The following is an 18,288-nucleotide window of genomic DNA, read 5'->3' on the forward strand; positions in this document are numbered from 1 at the left end:
CGCCCGACGGCATGACTGCGCTCGATACGAAATCGCGTATGGCGCAGCGCGGCTGCTCGAGAGCCTAGTGGATCCGGTCGCGGCACAGCATAGCGCAAACGCATCGATCAATGCGTCATCCCACTCGAACGGCGATGCGCCGAGACAAGCGCCATCGGCTTGGGCATACACGTGGATGGACGCAGCGTTCGGCCACGGACAACGTACCGCAAAGGTCGGTTGCGCCCGCCCCCTGCGCCGCCGCCCCCTCGACCTGCATAGGATCGAAAACCATCGCCCGGCGCCGGAGCCGAGGTACCATGTCGCGCGTATCGACGTAGCCGCCGCGCTCGGCCCGCCCGGCGGCCAACCGCCTGCGCGCACGCACCCGCGCGCGCCAACTCACGGCACCCGACGGAGATCTGCCGATGAAGAACGAAACGCCGAACGTCACGTCAACCGAAGCGCCGCACGATCGCCATGGCGACCAACCGGACAACCCCGAGCGGCGCCGCGTGCTTGGCGGCCTGGCCGCCGTCGGCATGGGACTCGCGCTTCCCGCCTGCGCGACATCGACCGGCGGCGTGCCGCCGCACGACAGAGCGATCGCGCATCCCGCGGCCGATGCGCAGTTCGATAAAGCATTGCGTGCGCACGTGCGCCACATCGTCGTCATCTATGCGGAAAACCGTAGCTTCGCGAATCTTTACGGCGACTTCCCGGGCGTGCAATACCCGCTCGCTGAGGCGGCGTCCGGCGCCCCCCCGCAGTTGGACCGCGACGGCAAGACCGTGCTGCCCCACCTGCCGAAAATTTGGGGCGGTCTCGTGCCGCAGGCGCAGCAAGTCGGCACGACCCGTTATCTCATCGGCGAAGACGACATCACGGGCTTGCCGAACCGGCCGTTTCTCGTTTCCGATACGCGCGGCCGGCCGCTGCCCAACGGCGTCATCACACGCGACCTGTGGCATCGCTTCTATCAAAACCAAATGCAAATCAACGGCGGCCGCAACGATCAATTCGTTGCGTGGGCCGATTCGGGCGCGCTCGCCATGGGGCATTACCGCAATTCGGCACAATCGCTTCGCCTCTGGAATCTCGCTCAGCAATACACGCTATGCGACAACTTCTTCATGGCCGCATTCGGCGGCTCGTGGCTGAACCACATCTTCTTGATTTCCGCGCAGGCGCCGTTCTATCCGAACATCGCGGCGAGTCCAGCCAGACATCTAGTGTCGGTGCTCGAAGGGGACGATCCGCTGGGCACACGGCTCAAGCTTGCGCCCGATAGCGAAGCGTCCGCGCTCGGCGGCCCGCCCAAGTTCGTGCGCGACGGCGCGTTCACGCCCGACGGTTATGCCGTCAACACCATGGCGCCGCCGTATCAGCCCAGCTACGTCGCCCCGGCGCCGGGCGGCGATGCGGCGCTGGCCGACCCCGCGAACCCGCGCGTCATGCCGCCGCAAACGTACGCGACGATCGGCGACCGCCTCTCGGCTAAGGGCATCGACTGGGCATGGTACAGCGGCGGTTGGCAATACGCGCTCGAGCACCGCGACACGGGCATGTCGCCCGACTTCCAATACCACCATCAACCGTTCAATTACTTCGCGAACTATGCCCCGGGCACGGCCGCCCGTGAACGGCATCTACGCGACGCCGGCATCGGTAACGACGCATCGACGAACCGGTTCATCGCCGACATCGACGCAGGCCGGCTGCCCGCAGTGACCTTCTACAAGCCCCAAGGCGATCTGAACATGCACGCGGGGTACGCCGACATCGAATCGGGCGACCGGCACATCGCGCATGTCATCGATCGTATTCGCATGGGGCCGCAGTGGGCCGAGACGGTCGTCATCATGACGCACGACGAAAACGGCGGCTGGTGGGATCCGGTCGCTCCGCCCAAGGGCGATCGCTGGGGGCCGGGGTCGCGCGTTCCCGCGCTCGTCATCGCGCCGTTCGCGAAGAAGGGCGTCGTCGACCACACCTTTTACGACACGAACTCGATCCTGCGCTTCATCGATCGCGTCCACGGTCTCGCGCCGCTCGACGGCGTGGCAAGCCGCGACCGGGCCTTCGCCGCAAGAGGCGAAAACCCGCCGGGCGACCTGACGCAAGCCCTCGACTTAGGCTGAGCGCAAAACCGAGCCGGCGCAGCGCGCGCCGGCCGCTCCCGCGCGCACGCGATCGAGCATGATGCTCGAGCGACTCATTCGCCGATCACGTGCACCACGATGTCGCGCCGGTGGGCTCGATGGCGATGTTCGAACAGGTAGATGCCCTGCCACGTGCCCAGCACCAGCGCGGCATGCTCGATCGGGATCGACAACTGCACTTGCGTCAATGCCGTGCGCAGGTGCGCGGGCATGTCGTCCGGGCCTTCCGTATCGTGTTCGTAACGTTGCGGATCCTCCGGCGCGATCGTGGCGAAATAGCGTTCCAGGTCGCGCCGCACCGAAGGGTCAGCGTTTTCCTGAATCAGCAACGAAGCGGAGGTATGCCGGCAAAACAGCGTCAGCAAGCCCGTTTCGATCGAATGGCGCGCAACGCACTCGTGCACTTGGGCCGTGATTTCGACGAGCCCGCGTCCGCGCACGTCGATTCGCAGATGTTCCAGCGCCTGACGCATCGGTTCTTCCTCTCTCGTACGATGGGCGCCGGTTCGGCGCTCCAAAAGCAATAAGCATAGGCCGTGCACGGTGCGGTTCGGACGTTCAAGGGACCCGCGAGCGCGCCATGTCATAATCGCCGCCAGATTCTCTCTCGATTTTTCCGCCCTTGAAAGACCTCAGCGTCACCCTCGATCACGTGGCCGATTTCACCGAAATCGTCGACGTGCGCACGCCGCTCGAATTCGCGGAAGACCACATCCCCGGCGCCATCAATGCCCCCGTGTTGACCAATGAGGAACGCGTCGTGGTCGGCACGCTCTACGTCCAATCGTCGGCATTCGAAGCCACACGCATCGGCGCGGCGATGGTCGCGCGCAACATTGCGCGCCATCTGGAAACGACCTTCGCCGATCGTCCGCGCGGGTGGCGGCCGCTCGTCTATTGTTGGCGTGGGGGAAAGCGCTCCGAGTCATTGGCCGTCTGGCTCAATTTGATGGGCTGGCAGGCACGGCGGCTCGACGGCGGCTACAAGACGTATCGACGCACCGTGATCGACGAATTGGCGACGTTGCCGCAGCGATTGCAATACATCGTGCTGACGGGTGCGACCGGCAGCGGTAAGACGCGCCTGCTCGGCGCGCTCGAACGCGCAGGCGCACAGGCGCTGGATCTCGAACGGTTGGCCGCGCACCGAGGCTCGCTGCTCGGCGCAGTCAAAGGGGAAGCGCAGCCTTCGCAAAAAGCCTTCGACACGGCGCTGGCTGCGACGTTACGCCACTTCTCGCCCGACCGGCCCGTCTTCGTCGAAGCGGAGAGCCGCGCGATTGGCCGCGTCAAGCTGCCCGACGCGTTGCTCGGGGCCATGCACCGCTCGCCCTGCGTCGCCGTGCAGGCTCACCGGGACGAACGCATCGCGTTCTTGCTCGACGATTACGCGCATCTGTTCGACACGCCCGACGCGTTCAAGGGGCAATTGAGAAAGTTGATCGGCTTGCATAGCCGCGAGCGAGTGGAGCGCTGGTGCCGTCTCGTCGACGAGGGCGAGCGCGCCACCCTGTTCGGCGAACTGATCGAACTTCACTACGACCCGGCTTATGCTCGCAGCAGCACGGGACATTTCGCCGAGCTAGCGCGGGCCACGCAATTCGTGCTGCGGCCCAACGACGCCGACATCGACGAACAGGCGCAGGCGCTGCTCGACTTGCTACGACTGCCCCGCCCGGCCTGAGCCGCCGCCCGAATGCGGGGCACGCATCATGCAGGCAAGGCTGCGGCTCGCACGCGCCGAGCGCGTCTTAGCGCGCCGTGCCGCGCACGCGGAAGGTGCTGACGACATCGGCAAGCAGACTCGCTTGCTCCTGCATCGATTGCGCCGCCCCCGCGGCTTGTTCGACCATCGCCGCGTTTTGCTGCGTGGTTTGGTCCATCTGTGCGATCGCGATGTTCACTTGCTCGATGCCGCGGCTTTGTTCCTCCGATGCCGCGGAGATCTCGCTGATGATATCGGTCACGCGCTTGACCGAATGCACGAGCGAATCCATCTTGCTACCCGCGCTTTCGACCAACGTCTTGCCGTTCTCGACGCTGCCGACCGATTCCTCGATGAGCGCCTTGATTTCCTTGGCCGCGTCGGAGCTGCGACGCGCCAAATTGCGCACCTCCCCTGCCACGACGGCAAAGCCGCGCCCCTGCTCGCCGGCGCGCGCCGCTTCGACGGCTGCGTTCAACGCGAGAATGTTGGTTTGAAACGCGATGCCTTCGATGACGGAAATGATGTCGACCACGCGCACCGAGCTGGTCGCAATGCTTTGCATCGTCGTCACGACCTGCTGCACGGCTTCTCCGCCCTCGCCTGCGATGCGCGAAGTGTCGGCCGCCATCTGATTGGCCTGGCGCGCATTGTCCGCATTCTGCTTGACCGTCGCGGTGAGCTGTTCCATGCTCGCCGCCGTCTCGCCGAGCGACGCGGCCTGTTGCTCGGTGCGTGAGGACAGATCCATATTGCCGGCGGCGATTTGCTGCGCGGCGTCCTTGATCGTCTCGGTGCCGACATGGATGCGTTGCATCGTTTCCGCCAAACGATGCTGCATGCGCTGCATCGCGAGCACCATGCTGCCGCGATCGCCTTCGCGCACTTCGACGTCGTTCGTCAAATCGCCGCCCGCAATCGATTCGGCGACCGCCGCTGCATAAGCGGGCTCGCCGCCCAAGCTGCGTTGGACGTTGCGAATGATGACGAAAAGCGCGAAAGAGCTGAGACTGCCGATGGCGAGCATCGTCAGCAAGTACCCGATCAAACGGGTGCGGAATGCTGCATTGATATCGTTGATATAAACGCCCGAAGCAATGTACCAATCCCATGGCTCGAAACGCTTGACGTAGGAAATCTTCGGCACTTCGGTCGATTTGCCGGGCAGCCGCGCCATGTAGTCGACGAAGCCCTGCCCTTCCGCCCGCGCCACCTTCACCAATTCGACGAACAGGTACTTGCCGTTCACGTCTTTGTACTTGCTTTGATCCTTGTTCACGAGGTCGGGCAGGACCGGATGCATGATCACGACGCAGTTTGCGTCGGTGACGAAGAGGTAGCCGTTGCCGGGATAGCGCATCGCGGCGAGCCGCGTCATCGCGCGATGCTTGGCTTCGTCCTCGGAGATTTCATGCCGTTCGGCCATTTGCTGAAACTGCGCGACAACGCCGGCTCCGGCCTCCACGATATTGCGCACTGCCGCTTGGCGCCCCGCCAACATCGTTTCGCGCGTTTGAAAGGCCGCGAAGGCGGCGAAAAACAACAGGCCGAGCCACATCACGAGCAAAGCCAGTCCCAATTTCTTCCCAAGCGTTAACCGATCCACACTTCCCTCTCAAGCAATCAGCTTCACGCGCTCTAGGCGGGCGCGGTCGGCATCTCAACCAAATATGGTTCCCAATTGTTTAACGGCGCGACGCGGCAGTTCTAGAGGGCGGGTTGTCCGTAGTGCGACATATTTGTCGGCGATGCGGGGATAACCCTAAAACATCAGATGATTGAGTACGTATCACATGGACCGATCGGTCGCACGGCAGCCTGCGCCCTGGGACACCTTGCGCGACTGACGCGCGAGATCGGGTAGCCTTGCGGTTTCGGGCGTCGAGCGCCGGTTGCTTAAGTAAAATGCCGAGGATCAGCCGATGGAACAAACACCGTCGTCATTGGGGGATGGGACACTGCACGCGAGCAGTAAAACGCGAGCCTACGCGCGCATGAAGCACCTCGCGACCGCACTGTTGGGCGCGATGGCCTGCGTGTACCTGCTGGCCAGGGCCTACGAGAGCGCCCACCCTGTGCTCGGCTACGTGCGGGCTCTAGCGGAAGCGGCCATGGTAGGCGGCATCGCCGATTGGTTTGCCGTCACGGCACTGTTCCGGCAGCCCTTGGGGCTGCCTCTGCCGCATACGGCAATCATTCCGCGCAACAAGGACCGCATCGGCGAAAACTTGGCGAAGTTCGTCGAGACCAACTTCCTCGCGCCCGAGCTCATCGCCGCCAAGCTCGAACGGATCGACTTCACCTCGCAATTCGCCCGGTGGTTGTCGGAGCCGGCGCGGCAGCGCCAGATCGCGCAATGGACGCTCGATGTCCTTCCGCGCCTGCTCGCCACCGTCGACGACGAGGAGGTTCGGCGCTTCCTTCACGCGAATCTGTCGCGGCGCGTGCGCGAAGCCGACACACCGCTCCTCGTCGGCACGATCGCGCAAACGCTGCTGCAAGACAATCGCCATCAGGCCGTGGTGACCGAACTTCTGCGGCAATTGACGCTACTGTTCGAGGAACACAAGCCACTGATTCGGCAGCGCGTGCGCGAGAGCACCGCGTGGCTGTGGAAGAAGCTGTCGATCGACGAAAAAGTTTCCGACAATCTGATCGCGGTCGTCGACGAGACGCTGAAAGACCTCAGCGAAAATCCCGATCACGCATGGCGGCGGGGCTTTGACGATGCAATCCGTCAATTCGTGACCGAATTGAAAACCTCGCCCGATTACCTCGCGAAATGGGAGGCCCTAAAAGAGCGCTTGCTGGATCACCCGGGCCTGAAGGACTACCTGACGTCCATCTGGAGCGACATTAAAGCGAGCATCGCACGCGACATCGCATCGCCCGATTCGCACATCAAGGCACGCCTCGAAACAGCCCTCGCGGGCATCGCGTCGGGTTTGCAGGACGATGCCGTGATGCGCGAGCGCCTGAATACCTGGCTGCGCGAAACGACGCTCGCGATCATCGGCGCACAGCGCCACGCGATTGCCCGGCTCATCTCGGACACGGTCAGGCACTGGGATGCCGAAACGGTCACGCACAAGATTGAAACCGAAGTCGGGCGCGATCTACAGTTCGTTCGAATCAACGGCACGCTGATCGGCGGCGTCGTAGGCCTCGTGCTCCATGCAATGGACGTCTTGCTGTTTTAGCGAATTTTTTTCCATTTTTTTCAACGCCGCGTCCCGCGCCGCCTCGTTCGCGGCGCCCTTACGCTCGACTTTTTTTCCTTGCTGCATAAAAACCTCGCGGCTACGCTTGACTCCGCATAGATAGAAACGAGCTCCGACCCTCATCCACCGCGTATTCGTGCGGCGAGACCAATCGTTCCGGCGTAAGACCGGGAACGCTAGCAATGCGGCTCGTGCGCGAGCATTCGTGCGAGCCACGCAGCCCCGACATGTTCCGCCATGCACGTCATGGCTTCACATGTCGTGCAACCCAGCCAACTAGGCAGACAAAACGATTCGCTTCGGCCGTCGGCGCTTTTGCGTCTCGTCGGCCTGCGAAGGATGTCTGCATCGAAGGCAGGCATGCATTCAATTCAACATCGACTACCAAAAGCAGAGGCGACATGTTGCACAACTTGAGTTCACGTTTCATTGCGATGGGCGTCGTGCTGGCGCTCGCGGGCTGCGGTGGAGGCGGCGGTGACGGCGGCTCCCCGGGTGCGGGAAGCAGCGCGGGCGGCGGCACGTCCGGCGGTTCTTCTTCGCCGACCTTGGCGGCCGCGACCGCCGTCGTCGACGGCGCCACGCTTGGCAAGGAGAATTGGCAAGCGGGTTCGACGACGACAGGCGGGCAAGGCCAAGCCGTCGGCGCGCTCAATTGCGCCGTGGCCGGCAGTAGCTATAGCTACACGCATCTGTCCATCTTCATGAACGGGACACAAGTTGCCATACCCGCGAACATCGGCACGGTGGCGCCCACGCTCGCTGCGCCCAAAGGCTGCGTGTATCCGCTCAATACGGTGGACGAAACGGGCAAGATCCGCATGGATACCACGAGCGGCGCGTCTTACACGCTCGGCCAGTTCTTCTCGATCTGGGGAGAGCCGCTGACGACTACCAACGTGGCAGGACTGCAGGCCTCTTCGGTCACCGTCTACGTCAACGACGGCGGCACGCTCACTAAGTACACGGGTGACCTCGCGAGCCTCGTGCTGCCGCCGCACGGCGAAGTGACGATCGTGCTCGGCACGCCGCTCGCGCAAATTCCGACCTACACGTGGAGCGACCCGCCTGCGTTCGACCCGAGTCCGATCACGCTCAGCTACGGCGGCGTCTTGGGCACGGCCTTCTGGCCGGACGGCAATACGCCTTCGGGCGGCACCGGCGCCGATGTCGACGGGCTGACCTGCGCACCGGGCATGTCGGTCAACTACCACGTGCATGCGCACCTTGCGATCGTCAACAACGGCACGAGGCTGGCGCTTCCCAAGAACATCGGGATTCTGTCCTCGTGCGACTACGAGATGCACACGCACGACCAGACCGGCATCATCCATATCGAAGCACCCAGCGTGAAGAACTTCACGCTCGGCGATTTCTTCGACATTTGGGGCGAGCCGTTGACGAGCACGAACGTTGCGGGCATCACGGGCAATGTCGTTGCCTACATCAACGACAACGGCGAAGCGCGCCGTTACATGGGCGATTTGCGCGCGATCACGTTGACCTCGCATCGCGACGTCACGTTGCAGATCGGCACACCCGCGGTGAGCACGCTCTCGACTTACTCGTGGTATGAGCCGCAGTAAATAGCGCCGCTCGCGGCCGAGCACCTTCGCCGGAAGGTGCTCGGCGCATAGCGAGGCGCAGCGGACGGGCGCCGCACGCCCGCGAAATTCGGTGGAAACAGCGCCAGGTTCGAAGCGCCAACTCACCCCCGGAGTCAGCGCATCGGCTCACTCCTTCGCGAACAACTGCCCGATATCTTTGAACGCCTTGAATTCGAGCGCATTACCGCACGGATCGAGGAAAAACATCGTCGCTTGCTCCCCCACCTGCCCTTGAAACCGGACGTACGGCTCGATCACGAACCGAACGCCGGCCGATTTCAGGCGCTCCGCCAAGGCGTCCCAATCGCTCCAACCGAGCACGACCCCGAAGTGCGGCACGGGCACATCGTGGCCGTCGACGGGATTGGTATGCGCCCGCTCCTGCGACGCCGTTCGCGGATGCTCGTGAATCACGAGTTGGTGTCCGAAGAAATTGAAATCGACCCATCGCGCGCTCGATCGCCCCTCCTCGAGACCGAACACGCGTCCGTAGAAATCGCGTGCGGCGGGCAGATCGTGGACAGGAATCGCCAAGTGGAACGGGGACAGGCTCATTGGAACACTCCGAGTTGAAGGCTGGGCGGGACGCCGCGCACTGCGCACAGTGTCGCTACCATGAACAGCCGTGGGCCCGCGACCCAAAGATACCCCAAAATGCAACGGCGCCTTCGGCCTGAGCCTCGCGATCATCATTGCGACGATGGCCGTCGGCGCGTTTCACGCCGAAGTCGGTGTATACGGTGCGTTGCCCTCGATCATGGCGGGCCGCGATGGCCCATCGTGGTCGGCGCGGCATCCGGTTTCGCCGCGGCGTTCGTCGCGGCGCGCGCCGTTGCACCGCGCACCTCGAAATGAACCGCATCGACGCTCGCACCCTGACCATTCACGAGCTCCAGCACATGACGACCGGGCCAAGGCGGCCAAAACACACGCTCGGCATGGCCTAGCTGCTTGCCGTCCAAACGCCAAACGCTGCGCGTTGACGAGCCGCTCACGCGCTCGAACACGATACGCTGTTTGGCGGCCGGGATGTCGGGGTCCAGCGCGAACAAGGTTCCGTCCGTCGGCGATCCGATGCGGGGGGCGCCGCTTTGTGCGTCCGACGCCAAGCCGTGAGGCGCGGCATTGCCGGCGTCGGCGGCAAGGCCGACCGTCTTGACCTCCGAACCCTTCAGGAACCACTCGTCGCGCGCCGGTTCGATGTTTCCTTCGAATGCGATGCGCGTTTTGACGACACCGGGGGGCATGGCCGGCGGCGTGCTGGGCACGCGCCGATGCAAGTAACCCGTCACGGCCGCCCAAATGGGCGACGCCCCGGTCACGCCAGAGACATCCCACATCGCGCTGCCGTCCGCATTGCCCACCCAGACGCCCACCGTGTAACGCGACGTGAAGCCGATCGTCCAGTTATCGCGCATGTCCTTGCTCGTGCCGGTCTTCACCGCCGAGAAGAAACGCGTCGCCAGCGGGCTGTCGAACCCGAAGGTACGCGTTCTCGCGTTGTTGTCGGACAGCACCGTCGTGATGATGTACGCGGCATCGGCACTGAATACGCGATGCGGCCGATTCGAGCCTGCGGCGCTTCCCGCCGTTTGCAGCGCAGAGCCTGGCATATCGCGCGTAGCGCCGGCCACGCCGCCGTTGGCCAGCGCGCGATAGGCGTTCGTCAACGACAGCAAGGTAATGTCAGCGCTGCCGAGCGCGAGCGAGAAGCCGTAGTAGTCGCCGCTTTCGGTCAACGGCAAGCCCAACGCCCGCAACGTCGCGGCGAAGCGGTGAGGCGTCACCATCACGAGCGTACGCACGGCCGGTACATTCAACGAAGAACCGAGCGCCGTCCGCGCACTGACCCAGCCCTTGAAATCCTTGTCGTAGTTCTGCGGAATATACAAGCCACCGCCCGCGGCCAAGTCGAGCGGGGCGTCGTCGAGCAATGAAGCCGTCGTCAAACGGCGTTCGTCGAGCGCCTGCGCATAGAGAAAGGGTTTCAGCGTCGAGCCGGCTTGACGGTTCGCCAGCACCGCATCGACGTCGCGCGCCCCGGACAGCCCGCCCGACGATCCCACCCACGCGAGCACATCGCCCGTCGCGTTGTCGAGCACCACGATCGCGCCGTCGTGCACATTGCGCGCGTGTGCCGGCGCATTCAATTCGGCCAGCGTTCGCTTCAGCGTGTCGGTGGCGAAGCGTTGCAACTTCGCGTCGAGCGTGGTTACGATGCGCGCTCCCGCGGCGGGATGCATTTCGCCCGCAATGCGGCGCGCGAAATGCGGGGCAAGCATGTCCGCTTCGGCCGCTACCGAAAGCACGGCAGGCGCCGGGCGCGCGAAGGCCAGTTGAACGTAGCTCGCCAGGTTGTCGCACCGCGACGGCGCTTTCATATCGCGCAGGATACGGCACGCCCTTGCGCTCACCACCGTGTAGGGCGCATTGGGCGCGCGGATCAACGCAGCGGTGACGGCGGCCTCCCGCTCGTCGAGACCCGACGGGGCCTTGCCGAACAGCGTGAGCGACAACGCCGATAAACCGATCGTTTCGCCGCGAAACGGCACGAGGTTCAAATAGGCTTCGAGAATTTGGTCCTTGCGCCATGACCGTTCGAGCCAAAGCGCGCTGACTGCCTGCCCCGCCTTCTGCGCAACCGACCGTTGTCCCGAATGTTGAGGGTCGTCGCTTAGGAGTCCCGTCAATTGCATCGTGACCGTGGAAGCGCCGCGGGTGCGCGTATTCCACAGATTCGCCCAAGCCGCCGCGGCCGCGCCGCGCCAATCGACGCCGCTATGCTCGTAGAATCGTTTGTCCTCCGATACGACGATCGCCTCGCGCAGCGCCGGCGAAACGTCGGCCAGCGATACCCAATCGCCGCGCCGCTCTTTCAAATCGATGCGCGTTCGCTGCAGCGGCGTCCCGTCGCGCGCAAGCAGAAGCCAATCGGAGCTGCGCCATCCGGTGCGCACTTGATCGAATGCCGGTACGGCCTGCGCGCACGGCGCTGCCGCCACCAACAAGCACAGCACGGCGGCGCACAGCGGCCGCGCGCCCAGCATCGATTGCATCGGCTCCCTCACTATGGCTTGGCTGCTGCGGGCATACGGACCACGACGTTCGCATTGGGCAGCACACCGTAGGTCGACGGCGCATAGAGCGCTTCGACGCGCGTCGGCGGCAAACCGAAGGTGCCCGCATTGTTCAACCGCACGGTGTACTCGATCGAAAATTTGCCTTTGGGCACATAGTCGTAGTACGCGCGGTACCCTTCGAAGCCGCGCTCGACGAACGCGGGTCCCACGCCATCCTGCGATTTCTCTCCCGTGGTCGCGGCCTCGGAATCGCGCCCGAGCCCCGAGCCGAGAATCGTCGCGCCGGCCGGAACGGGATCGTTGACGACGACCCAGGTCATATCCGATTGCGCGTCGATGTCCAAATGCACGCGCAACACATCGCCACGCGTGTACACGCCTTTCACTGCGGGATCGACGAGGGTCACCGTCTTGGTGATCCGGTAGCCTGCGGCAAACGGCGCTTTCAGCGCCACTGCCGCGAGGCTTTCGATCGTCGCCCACGGCTTGCCCGTGCCTTGCTGCGTAAGCGTCAGCGAAGCAGGCGCCGTGCGTGCATCGGGCGGCCAAGGCAGCCACTGGCTGCGCGTATTGGCCGTCTTCGTCACGGCCGTCGCCGATGCCGCATTCACCGTGGAAGCCGCGGCCTGCGACCAGTCGACCGTTCTAGCCGTGGCACCCAACTGCAACTTCGTCTGGCCCGTCACCGGCGTGCTCTCGAAGGCGCGCGAGAACGCTTGCACGGCCAAGGAGCCCCACAGATTGGACGTCGTCGTAGACCACGCGCCGTGGCTTTGCAGTGCGAGCAGACCCGCTACCAGGCGGGGCATTTCATCCTTCCATCCGGGCACACCGACGAACGTGAGCGCGGTACGCGCGGCGTTCGTTTCCGACCCGGTCATCAACCACCAAAGGTCGTCGCTGTCGGCCGTCGAGAAGGTCAAGCGCGTACCCTGGTAGGTCAAACGCGCGCGAATGATCTGCTCGGCTTGCGCCAGCTTCTGATCGCGTTGAGCGATGTCTTTGACGCGGGTCAGGATGGCGTAATAGTCGATCACCGCCGACGTCGGCCATTGATTCGGCGCGATCTCGAGCGAATCGAGCATGCTCGCTTGCGCAGCGCCGAACCGCGACAGCGCCTCGATCGCTTCGAGCTTGCGCAAATCCAAATCCTTGCGCGGCGCCCAAACGTTGCGAGTGATCTTGCCTTCGACGAAATTGACCAGACCGGCTTCGAGCTTGGCCTTCAAATCGTCGGGCAAAGCAAAGCGCCGATCGAGCTTGGCCGCTTCGTCGGTCACCGCAAGCAGGTAGGCGCTCAGCGTCGTGCTACCGGTCGCGCCGCTGTCGTCGCCAGGCGGGAAATAATTGGCCAGGCCGTCGCGATCGAGGTAGACGGGCATCTTGGCGGTGACGGCCTGCCATTGAGCGACGTCACCCAGCCCCAGCGCGCGCGAGCTTTGCTGCTCCAAGCAGCCGTAGGGATAACGCTCGAACCATCGACGCACGCCCGGCAGGCCTTCGGAAAGCTTCGGCTGCAGCGACACGGCAATGCCGCCGCGCAGCGCCCCGCCCGTCGTTGCGGTTGCGTTTGCCGGCGCGGCGACAGGCAAAGTGAAGGTCCCGTCCACTTGCGTGAGCGTGGCCTGCTGTACGGTGACCGGGATTGCCGCGGCCACGCGCTGCGACACCTTAAGCGCATCGGCGGCGTGCGGCCCACCCTGCTCCGTAGCACCGATGCTCCAGGTCAATGCGGGAAGCGCCGCGTCCGACAGACCGTCCGGCGGCGTGACCGTCCACGCGACTTCGCTTGCCGATCCGGCGGCGAGATCGATCGCTTGCGGCTGCAATGACAGCCCGGGAACAGTGGGCGTGACAATGACCTTCATCGCACGCGCCGTCGTATTGCGGACCGTGAATTGAGCGCGGAATTGATCGCCTTCACGTACGAGCGGCGGTAAGCCGGAGATCAATTGCAAGTCCTGCGTACTGCGAATCGACGTACTGCCGGTGCCGAACGCGCCATCGCCGACTGCGGCGATCGCGACGATGCGAAAACTCGTCAGCGCATCGTTGAGCGGCACCTCGACGGCCGCTTCGCCGTGCGCATCCAGCGTCACACGAGGATTCCACAGCAACAGCGTGTCGAACAATTCCCGCGTCGCGCCGTGTCCGCCGCCCCCGCCCGCAGGGACGGCCTTCCGCCCGAAGTGCCTTCGCCCCACGATTTCCATTTGCGCCGTGGCCGTCTCCACGCCGTAGGCGCGCCGCTGCAGCATCGCATCGAGCACATCCCAACTGTCGTTCGGCATCAATTCGAGCAACGCCTCGTCGACCGCGGCGATCGCCACTTGCGTGCCCGCGGGGGCAGGCTTACCCCCGGGCATTTGTACCCGCACTTTGACGTGCGCCTTGCCGCGCACGGTGTACGTTTTTGCATCGGGGACGACGGTCACGCCGAGCTTATGCGCCGCCGTCCCCACCTTGATTTCGGCCAAGCCGTATCGGTACGCGGGCTTGGACAGGTCCACGAGCGGCGTAGGCGGCTCGTACCGGCGGCCTTCGTACCAAAACGCATGCACCCATTCGAGCGGCGCCTTCCAACCCCACGTGAAGAACGAATACCATGGCACTTCGTGAATGCGGCCGCGCAACGCCAGCACCGATACGTAGACATTCGGCCCCCAGTCTTGCGCCACCTTGAGCGAAATGGTCGGGTCCTTCCCGTCGAGCTTGACCACATGCGTCTCGATGATGCCCTCGCGCTCGACCGCAACGAGCGCGGTCGCGAACCGGAACGGCATACGCACCTGGAAGCGCGCCGTCTCGCCCGGCTCGTAGGATGTTTTCTCCGGCAGGACGTCGATCCGATCCGTGTTTTCGTTGCCGAACCAGAGATCTTCCTCACGTGTGACCCAGACCGAGGTGGTCGCCGTCGATGCGTTGCCGTCGCCGTCCTTGGCCGTCACCACGAGATCGACGTTGCCCGCTTCCTTCAGCTTGGCGTCGCAGGTCATGATGCCGTGCTCGTCGCTCTTTCCGCTGCACAGCGTGCCGAGGTCCTTCGTTTCCGTGCGATTGTCGTAGGCATAGAAGCCGCCGACCATCCGCTTGCGCGTCGAAATCGTGATGCGCGCGATGCCGCGCACTTCGAGCGGCACGCCCGCGCGCGGCTTGCCTTGCAAATCGACGGCGAGCGCCTTGACCGGCACGGTGTTGCCCACCGACACCCATTGCCCCGACTTCACGCCCGCGACGACGGCGGACGGCCACAGCGTCGCATTGCCGCCGATCGTCTGCACCTCGCCGTTCGGATCGGCGAAAGTCGCTTCGAGCGCAAGCGCCTTCGGCGCATCGATCTGCGGCAAATTCTTCAGCGTCAGCGCCCCCGATCCGTTGCGATCGAGCGTGACGGGCTCCTTGTCGGCGATTAGCTTCGCGGTGTCGTCGTCGGCCTGTTGCTCCGTTTGCGCATCGTCCGCGGGCGAACCGGCAGCGGTTTCCTTCGGCTTCACGTAGGGGGTGAAGCTAAAGTCGGGGAACGTGTCGGCAAACGAAGGGGCGGTCGTCTTCATCAATACCGAAACTTGCACCGGCAAGCCGGCGGCCCCGCCGCCCGACGTGTAGTCGATCTGCAACGTCAACGGCGCCTGCTTCGCGGCCACGAGCGGATGCGCCTTCTCGTCGCGCACGCCGATCGTGCCTTTGAATACCGGGAGACGAAACTCCTCGACACGGAAGCTGCCCGAATCGTAGCTATGCCCCGGCGAGTCGTTTGCCGCATCGGTGTCGGTCTCGGTGTCGCTCTTATCGCTGGCATCGCCCGAACCCGCATTCGCCTTGCCGTCGTCCAGCGAAACGTCGTACTCGCCCAACTTCGCCGCGGCAGGAATCGCAAACGTCGAATCGGCCGTATGATCGGCCGCCCATGTCAGCGGGAAATGCCACGTTTGTCCGCTGCCCAGATGGCGAATCGTCAGGCGCGTCGGATAAGCCTGCGGAAATCCCAGGCCATGCATCGTCTCCACACGAATGAAGTGTTTCATCGAGACCGTCTCGCCCGCGCGCAGCAGCGTACGGTCGAACACCGTGTGCGCGCGGACCGTGCTTGCAAGGCTCGTATCGGTCGGCACGTTGAAGCGCCACGCTTCTATGCCGCGATCCCAATCGGAGCGCACGAACGCCATGTCGGGCCCGGTCTTCGGATCGTCCACCCGGGCCGACACGAACAACCCGTCGAAGCTGTCGTCTTTGCACGCTACCCGCGAACTCAGTTGCCCGGGAATCGTCAATACGCCCTGCCCGTCGGTTTTTCCGGATGCAAGCTCGGCGCCGTTGCAGTCGCTGACGTGGATCTCGGCGTTCGGCACGCTTTGCCCTTTGTCGAGCGTCGTCACCCAGACGACGCCATTCTCACGTCCCACCTTCAGATGAACGCCGAGATTCGTCACCAGCACCGCCGTGCGCACGTACATTGGCGCCTGCTTGCCCAACAGCGACGCGCCAAGCGCCGGAGAGGAAAGCTCGATCACGTAGAAGCCGGGCTTGTCCACCGGCACGCCCACGACTTCGAACGGCCGCAGCGTCTTCGGATCTGCCTTGGGCAAGGTAAGCCGCTCGACGCCCTGGGCGCCGGCAAGCAACGACAACGAACGCACGTCGATCGTGGGATCCTTGGCCTCGCGCTTCGCGTCGGCCGGTTGCCCAGCCTGCCGCACGATCACGGGATGCGGATTGTGAGCGAGCAGTTGCGGCATCTGCCGATCGATCTCACTTCGCGACATCGTGAAGCCGTCGAACCGGTCGACGTTGCGCATCCACCGGCGAATATCGGAATCCGCATCGACGCGAAGCTTCGTGAACTGCGCGGCGCCCGCGTTCAGACCGGAGATATGCAAATCGGCTTCGACGTTTCGCAGCGTAACGGGGACGAGTGCAGGCATGCCCGGTTCGGCGAATCGTTCGATGATGCCGAAGGCGCCGGACGAAAATTTCGCCAGGGGAGGCAGCGGCGCCGTCGCGGTCTTCAGCGGGAACAGATCGGCGTTCGACAGGGCGCGACCACTTACATCCTTCAGATTCGATGGCAGCACGATCGTCAGGGCGCTGCGTTCGGGCAAGGGGGCGGCAAATTCCACCGCCTCGGTTTGCGGATCGTTGTCGTCGTCGGAGAACTTGGGTTTGATCTCGCCGCCCGGCCCCTCGATGCGGATTTTTTCCGCATCGGCGCGCGCAATGGGCGCGTTGAACGACAGCCGCAGCGGTCGCAACGGCGTGCAAGGCGCCTTGGCGTTTTCTCGCTCGCAGCTAAAGCTCGCGGCGAACGGATCGCGCACGGTGAAATTGAAGCGGCGCTCGACGTCGTTGGCGATACCGCTCGGGCTCGCGACGCCTTTGCCGTAGACGAGCTGAGCCTTCGTGCCCGACGGCAACGCTTGCTGACATTGCAGCGTCAGCACCCGCGACGCTTGCTTTTGCAAGTCGAAGCGCTTGAGTAGCGCCGTGCGCGTCGCGGGATCGACGTTCTTGACAGGGATACGATTGCCCAGCGCGCTCGATTCGCACCAGATGTGCTCACGCGCGGACGCGTCCGTGCTGGGCCCGTTCAGCGTAACGACAAAGGCCTGGTCCTCCTCGATTTGCCCGCCCGAGGGCCGCATGCTTTGGACGAACGGACCGCCGGTTTGGAACGCGTAATGTGTCGGGCCAGTCAACGCGGCGCCCGCCGCCGATTTCAGGCCATCTTTCAACTCGACCGAGCAGGCAACGCCAGGCGGCAGATCGTCGGTGAAATCCCAGGCCCAGGTTTTATCGTCGATCCAGCGCGATTGGCCCGCGCTCGCCTTCGCGTCGTTGCATTTGATCGAAGCCGGCGCCGGCAGATCGGCGGCACCGAACGCCACCATCGATTCGTCGAACTTCACGAGGACCTGGCGCACCTTCGCCACCGTGCCTTGCGGCGAGACCCGCGTGATACGTGCCGCTTCGGCTTGCCACGTCGTGGCCGAGAGCACCCCCAACGCCGCGACCGCCGCGGCAACCCTTTTGCATTGTCGTTTTATCGTGCCGCGTCGCATGAAGCGCGCTCCCAGGTTTGTCGGTTCTTCGGAATTGGGAGCGATTCTAACTGAGTTGTATGGCAATTCCAGCGCGACCAAGCGATGAGTCGCGAATAGTGAGATGCGATTCTTCGAGTCGAGATACCGCGCAGATCGGCTTCGACGTTTGCTGTTCTTTCGTTAGCGGATGAACTTCATGAGACCAACGATCAAAGCCGTCATAGCGAAGGTCGAACCGAGGTACCACTTGATCAAGTCGGCCTTCATTTCAGCCAGCTTCGCCGAGATACTCGAGTCTAGCGCGGCCATATCGTGTGTCGTCGCAATTTGGTCGTCGATGATCTCGCGCAGCGCATGGGCCTGGCCTTTTGCCTGTTCCGGCGCGAACCCGGCGGCCTCGAGCCGTTCAGCGTATGCCAGTGTGTCAAAAACAGTAGCAGTCATGCGGTTTCGGGAAAGAGTCCTGAAGTGGCGCATCGTATCTCGCTCCGTGGGA

10 protein-coding genes are annotated in these 18,288 nt (G+C 64.0%); 4 read left to right on the forward strand and 6 right to left on the reverse strand.

Annotation, left to right across the window (positions count from 1 at the left end; all coding sequences use genetic code 11):
* The first annotated feature begins 407 nt into the window (after nt 1-407).
* On the forward strand, nt 408-2,120 hold the full coding sequence (locus tag QQS38_RS12275; RefSeq protein WP_479645643.1) for an acid phosphatase: 1,713 nt from the start codon (nt 408-410) through the stop codon (nt 2,118-2,120).
* A gap of 74 nt (nt 2,121-2,194) precedes the next feature.
* Here the strand turns inward: QQS38_RS12275 and QQS38_RS12280 are convergent, their stop codons facing one another.
* Nucleotides 2,195-2,614, reverse strand: a complete 420-nt coding sequence (locus tag QQS38_RS12280; RefSeq protein ID WP_479645644.1) for a secondary thiamine-phosphate synthase enzyme YjbQ — start codon at nt 2,612-2,614, stop codon at nt 2,195-2,197.
* Between the two features lie 149 nt (nt 2,615-2,763).
* On the opposite strand from QQS38_RS12280, the gene mnmH reads away from it, so the two are divergent.
* Nucleotides 2,764-3,825, forward strand: coding sequence for a tRNA 2-selenouridine(34) synthase MnmH (gene mnmH / locus QQS38_RS12285; RefSeq protein ID WP_479645645.1), 1,062 nt, complete (start codon nt 2,764-2,766; stop codon nt 3,823-3,825).
* 67 nt (nt 3,826-3,892) lie between these two features.
* Here the strand turns inward: mnmH and QQS38_RS12290 are convergent, their stop codons facing one another.
* On the reverse strand, nt 3,893-5,452 hold the full coding sequence (locus QQS38_RS12290; protein WP_479645646.1) for a methyl-accepting chemotaxis protein: 1,560 nt from the start codon (nt 5,450-5,452) through the stop codon (nt 3,893-3,895).
* Nucleotides 5,453-5,768: 316 nt separating this feature from the next.
* Between QQS38_RS12290 and QQS38_RS12295 the strand changes: the two genes are divergently transcribed.
* The gene (locus tag QQS38_RS12295; protein WP_479645647.1) at nt 5,769-7,046 is read left to right on the forward strand and encodes a DUF445 domain-containing protein; all 1,278 of its coding nucleotides are present in this window, start codon (nt 5,769-5,771) and stop codon (nt 7,044-7,046) included.
* A gap of 422 nt (nt 7,047-7,468) precedes the next feature.
* The gene (locus QQS38_RS12300) at nt 7,469-8,653 is read left to right on the forward strand and encodes a hypothetical protein (protein WP_479645648.1); all 1,185 of its coding nucleotides are present in this window, start codon (nt 7,469-7,471) and stop codon (nt 8,651-8,653) included.
* Nucleotides 8,654-8,800: 147 nt separating this feature from the next.
* Here the strand turns inward: QQS38_RS12300 and QQS38_RS12305 are convergent, their stop codons facing one another.
* The 4 genes from QQS38_RS12305 to QQS38_RS12320 form a co-directional block, all read right to left on the reverse strand.
* Nucleotides 8,801-9,229 (reverse strand): VOC family protein, encoded by a 429-nt coding sequence (locus QQS38_RS12305; RefSeq protein ID WP_479645649.1) that lies wholly within the window; start codon nt 9,227-9,229, stop codon nt 8,801-8,803.
* Nucleotides 9,230-9,429: 200 nt separating this feature from the next.
* Nucleotides 9,430-11,730, reverse strand: a complete 2,301-nt coding sequence (gene pbpC / locus QQS38_RS12310; protein WP_479645650.1) for a penicillin-binding protein 1C — start codon at nt 11,728-11,730, stop codon at nt 9,430-9,432.
* 11 nt (nt 11,731-11,741) lie between these two features.
* Entirely contained in the window at nt 11,742-17,810 is a 6,069-nt protein-coding gene (locus QQS38_RS12315) for an alpha-2-macroglobulin family protein (protein ID WP_479645651.1), read from the reverse strand.
* A gap of 162 nt (nt 17,811-17,972) precedes the next feature.
* The gene (locus QQS38_RS12320; RefSeq protein ID WP_479645652.1) at nt 17,973-18,236 is read right to left on the reverse strand and encodes a hypothetical protein; all 264 of its coding nucleotides are present in this window, start codon (nt 18,234-18,236) and stop codon (nt 17,973-17,975) included.
* Nucleotides 18,237-18,288: the final 52 nt, after the last annotated feature.

This window comes from Trinickia sp. Z7, assembly GCF_056498045.1.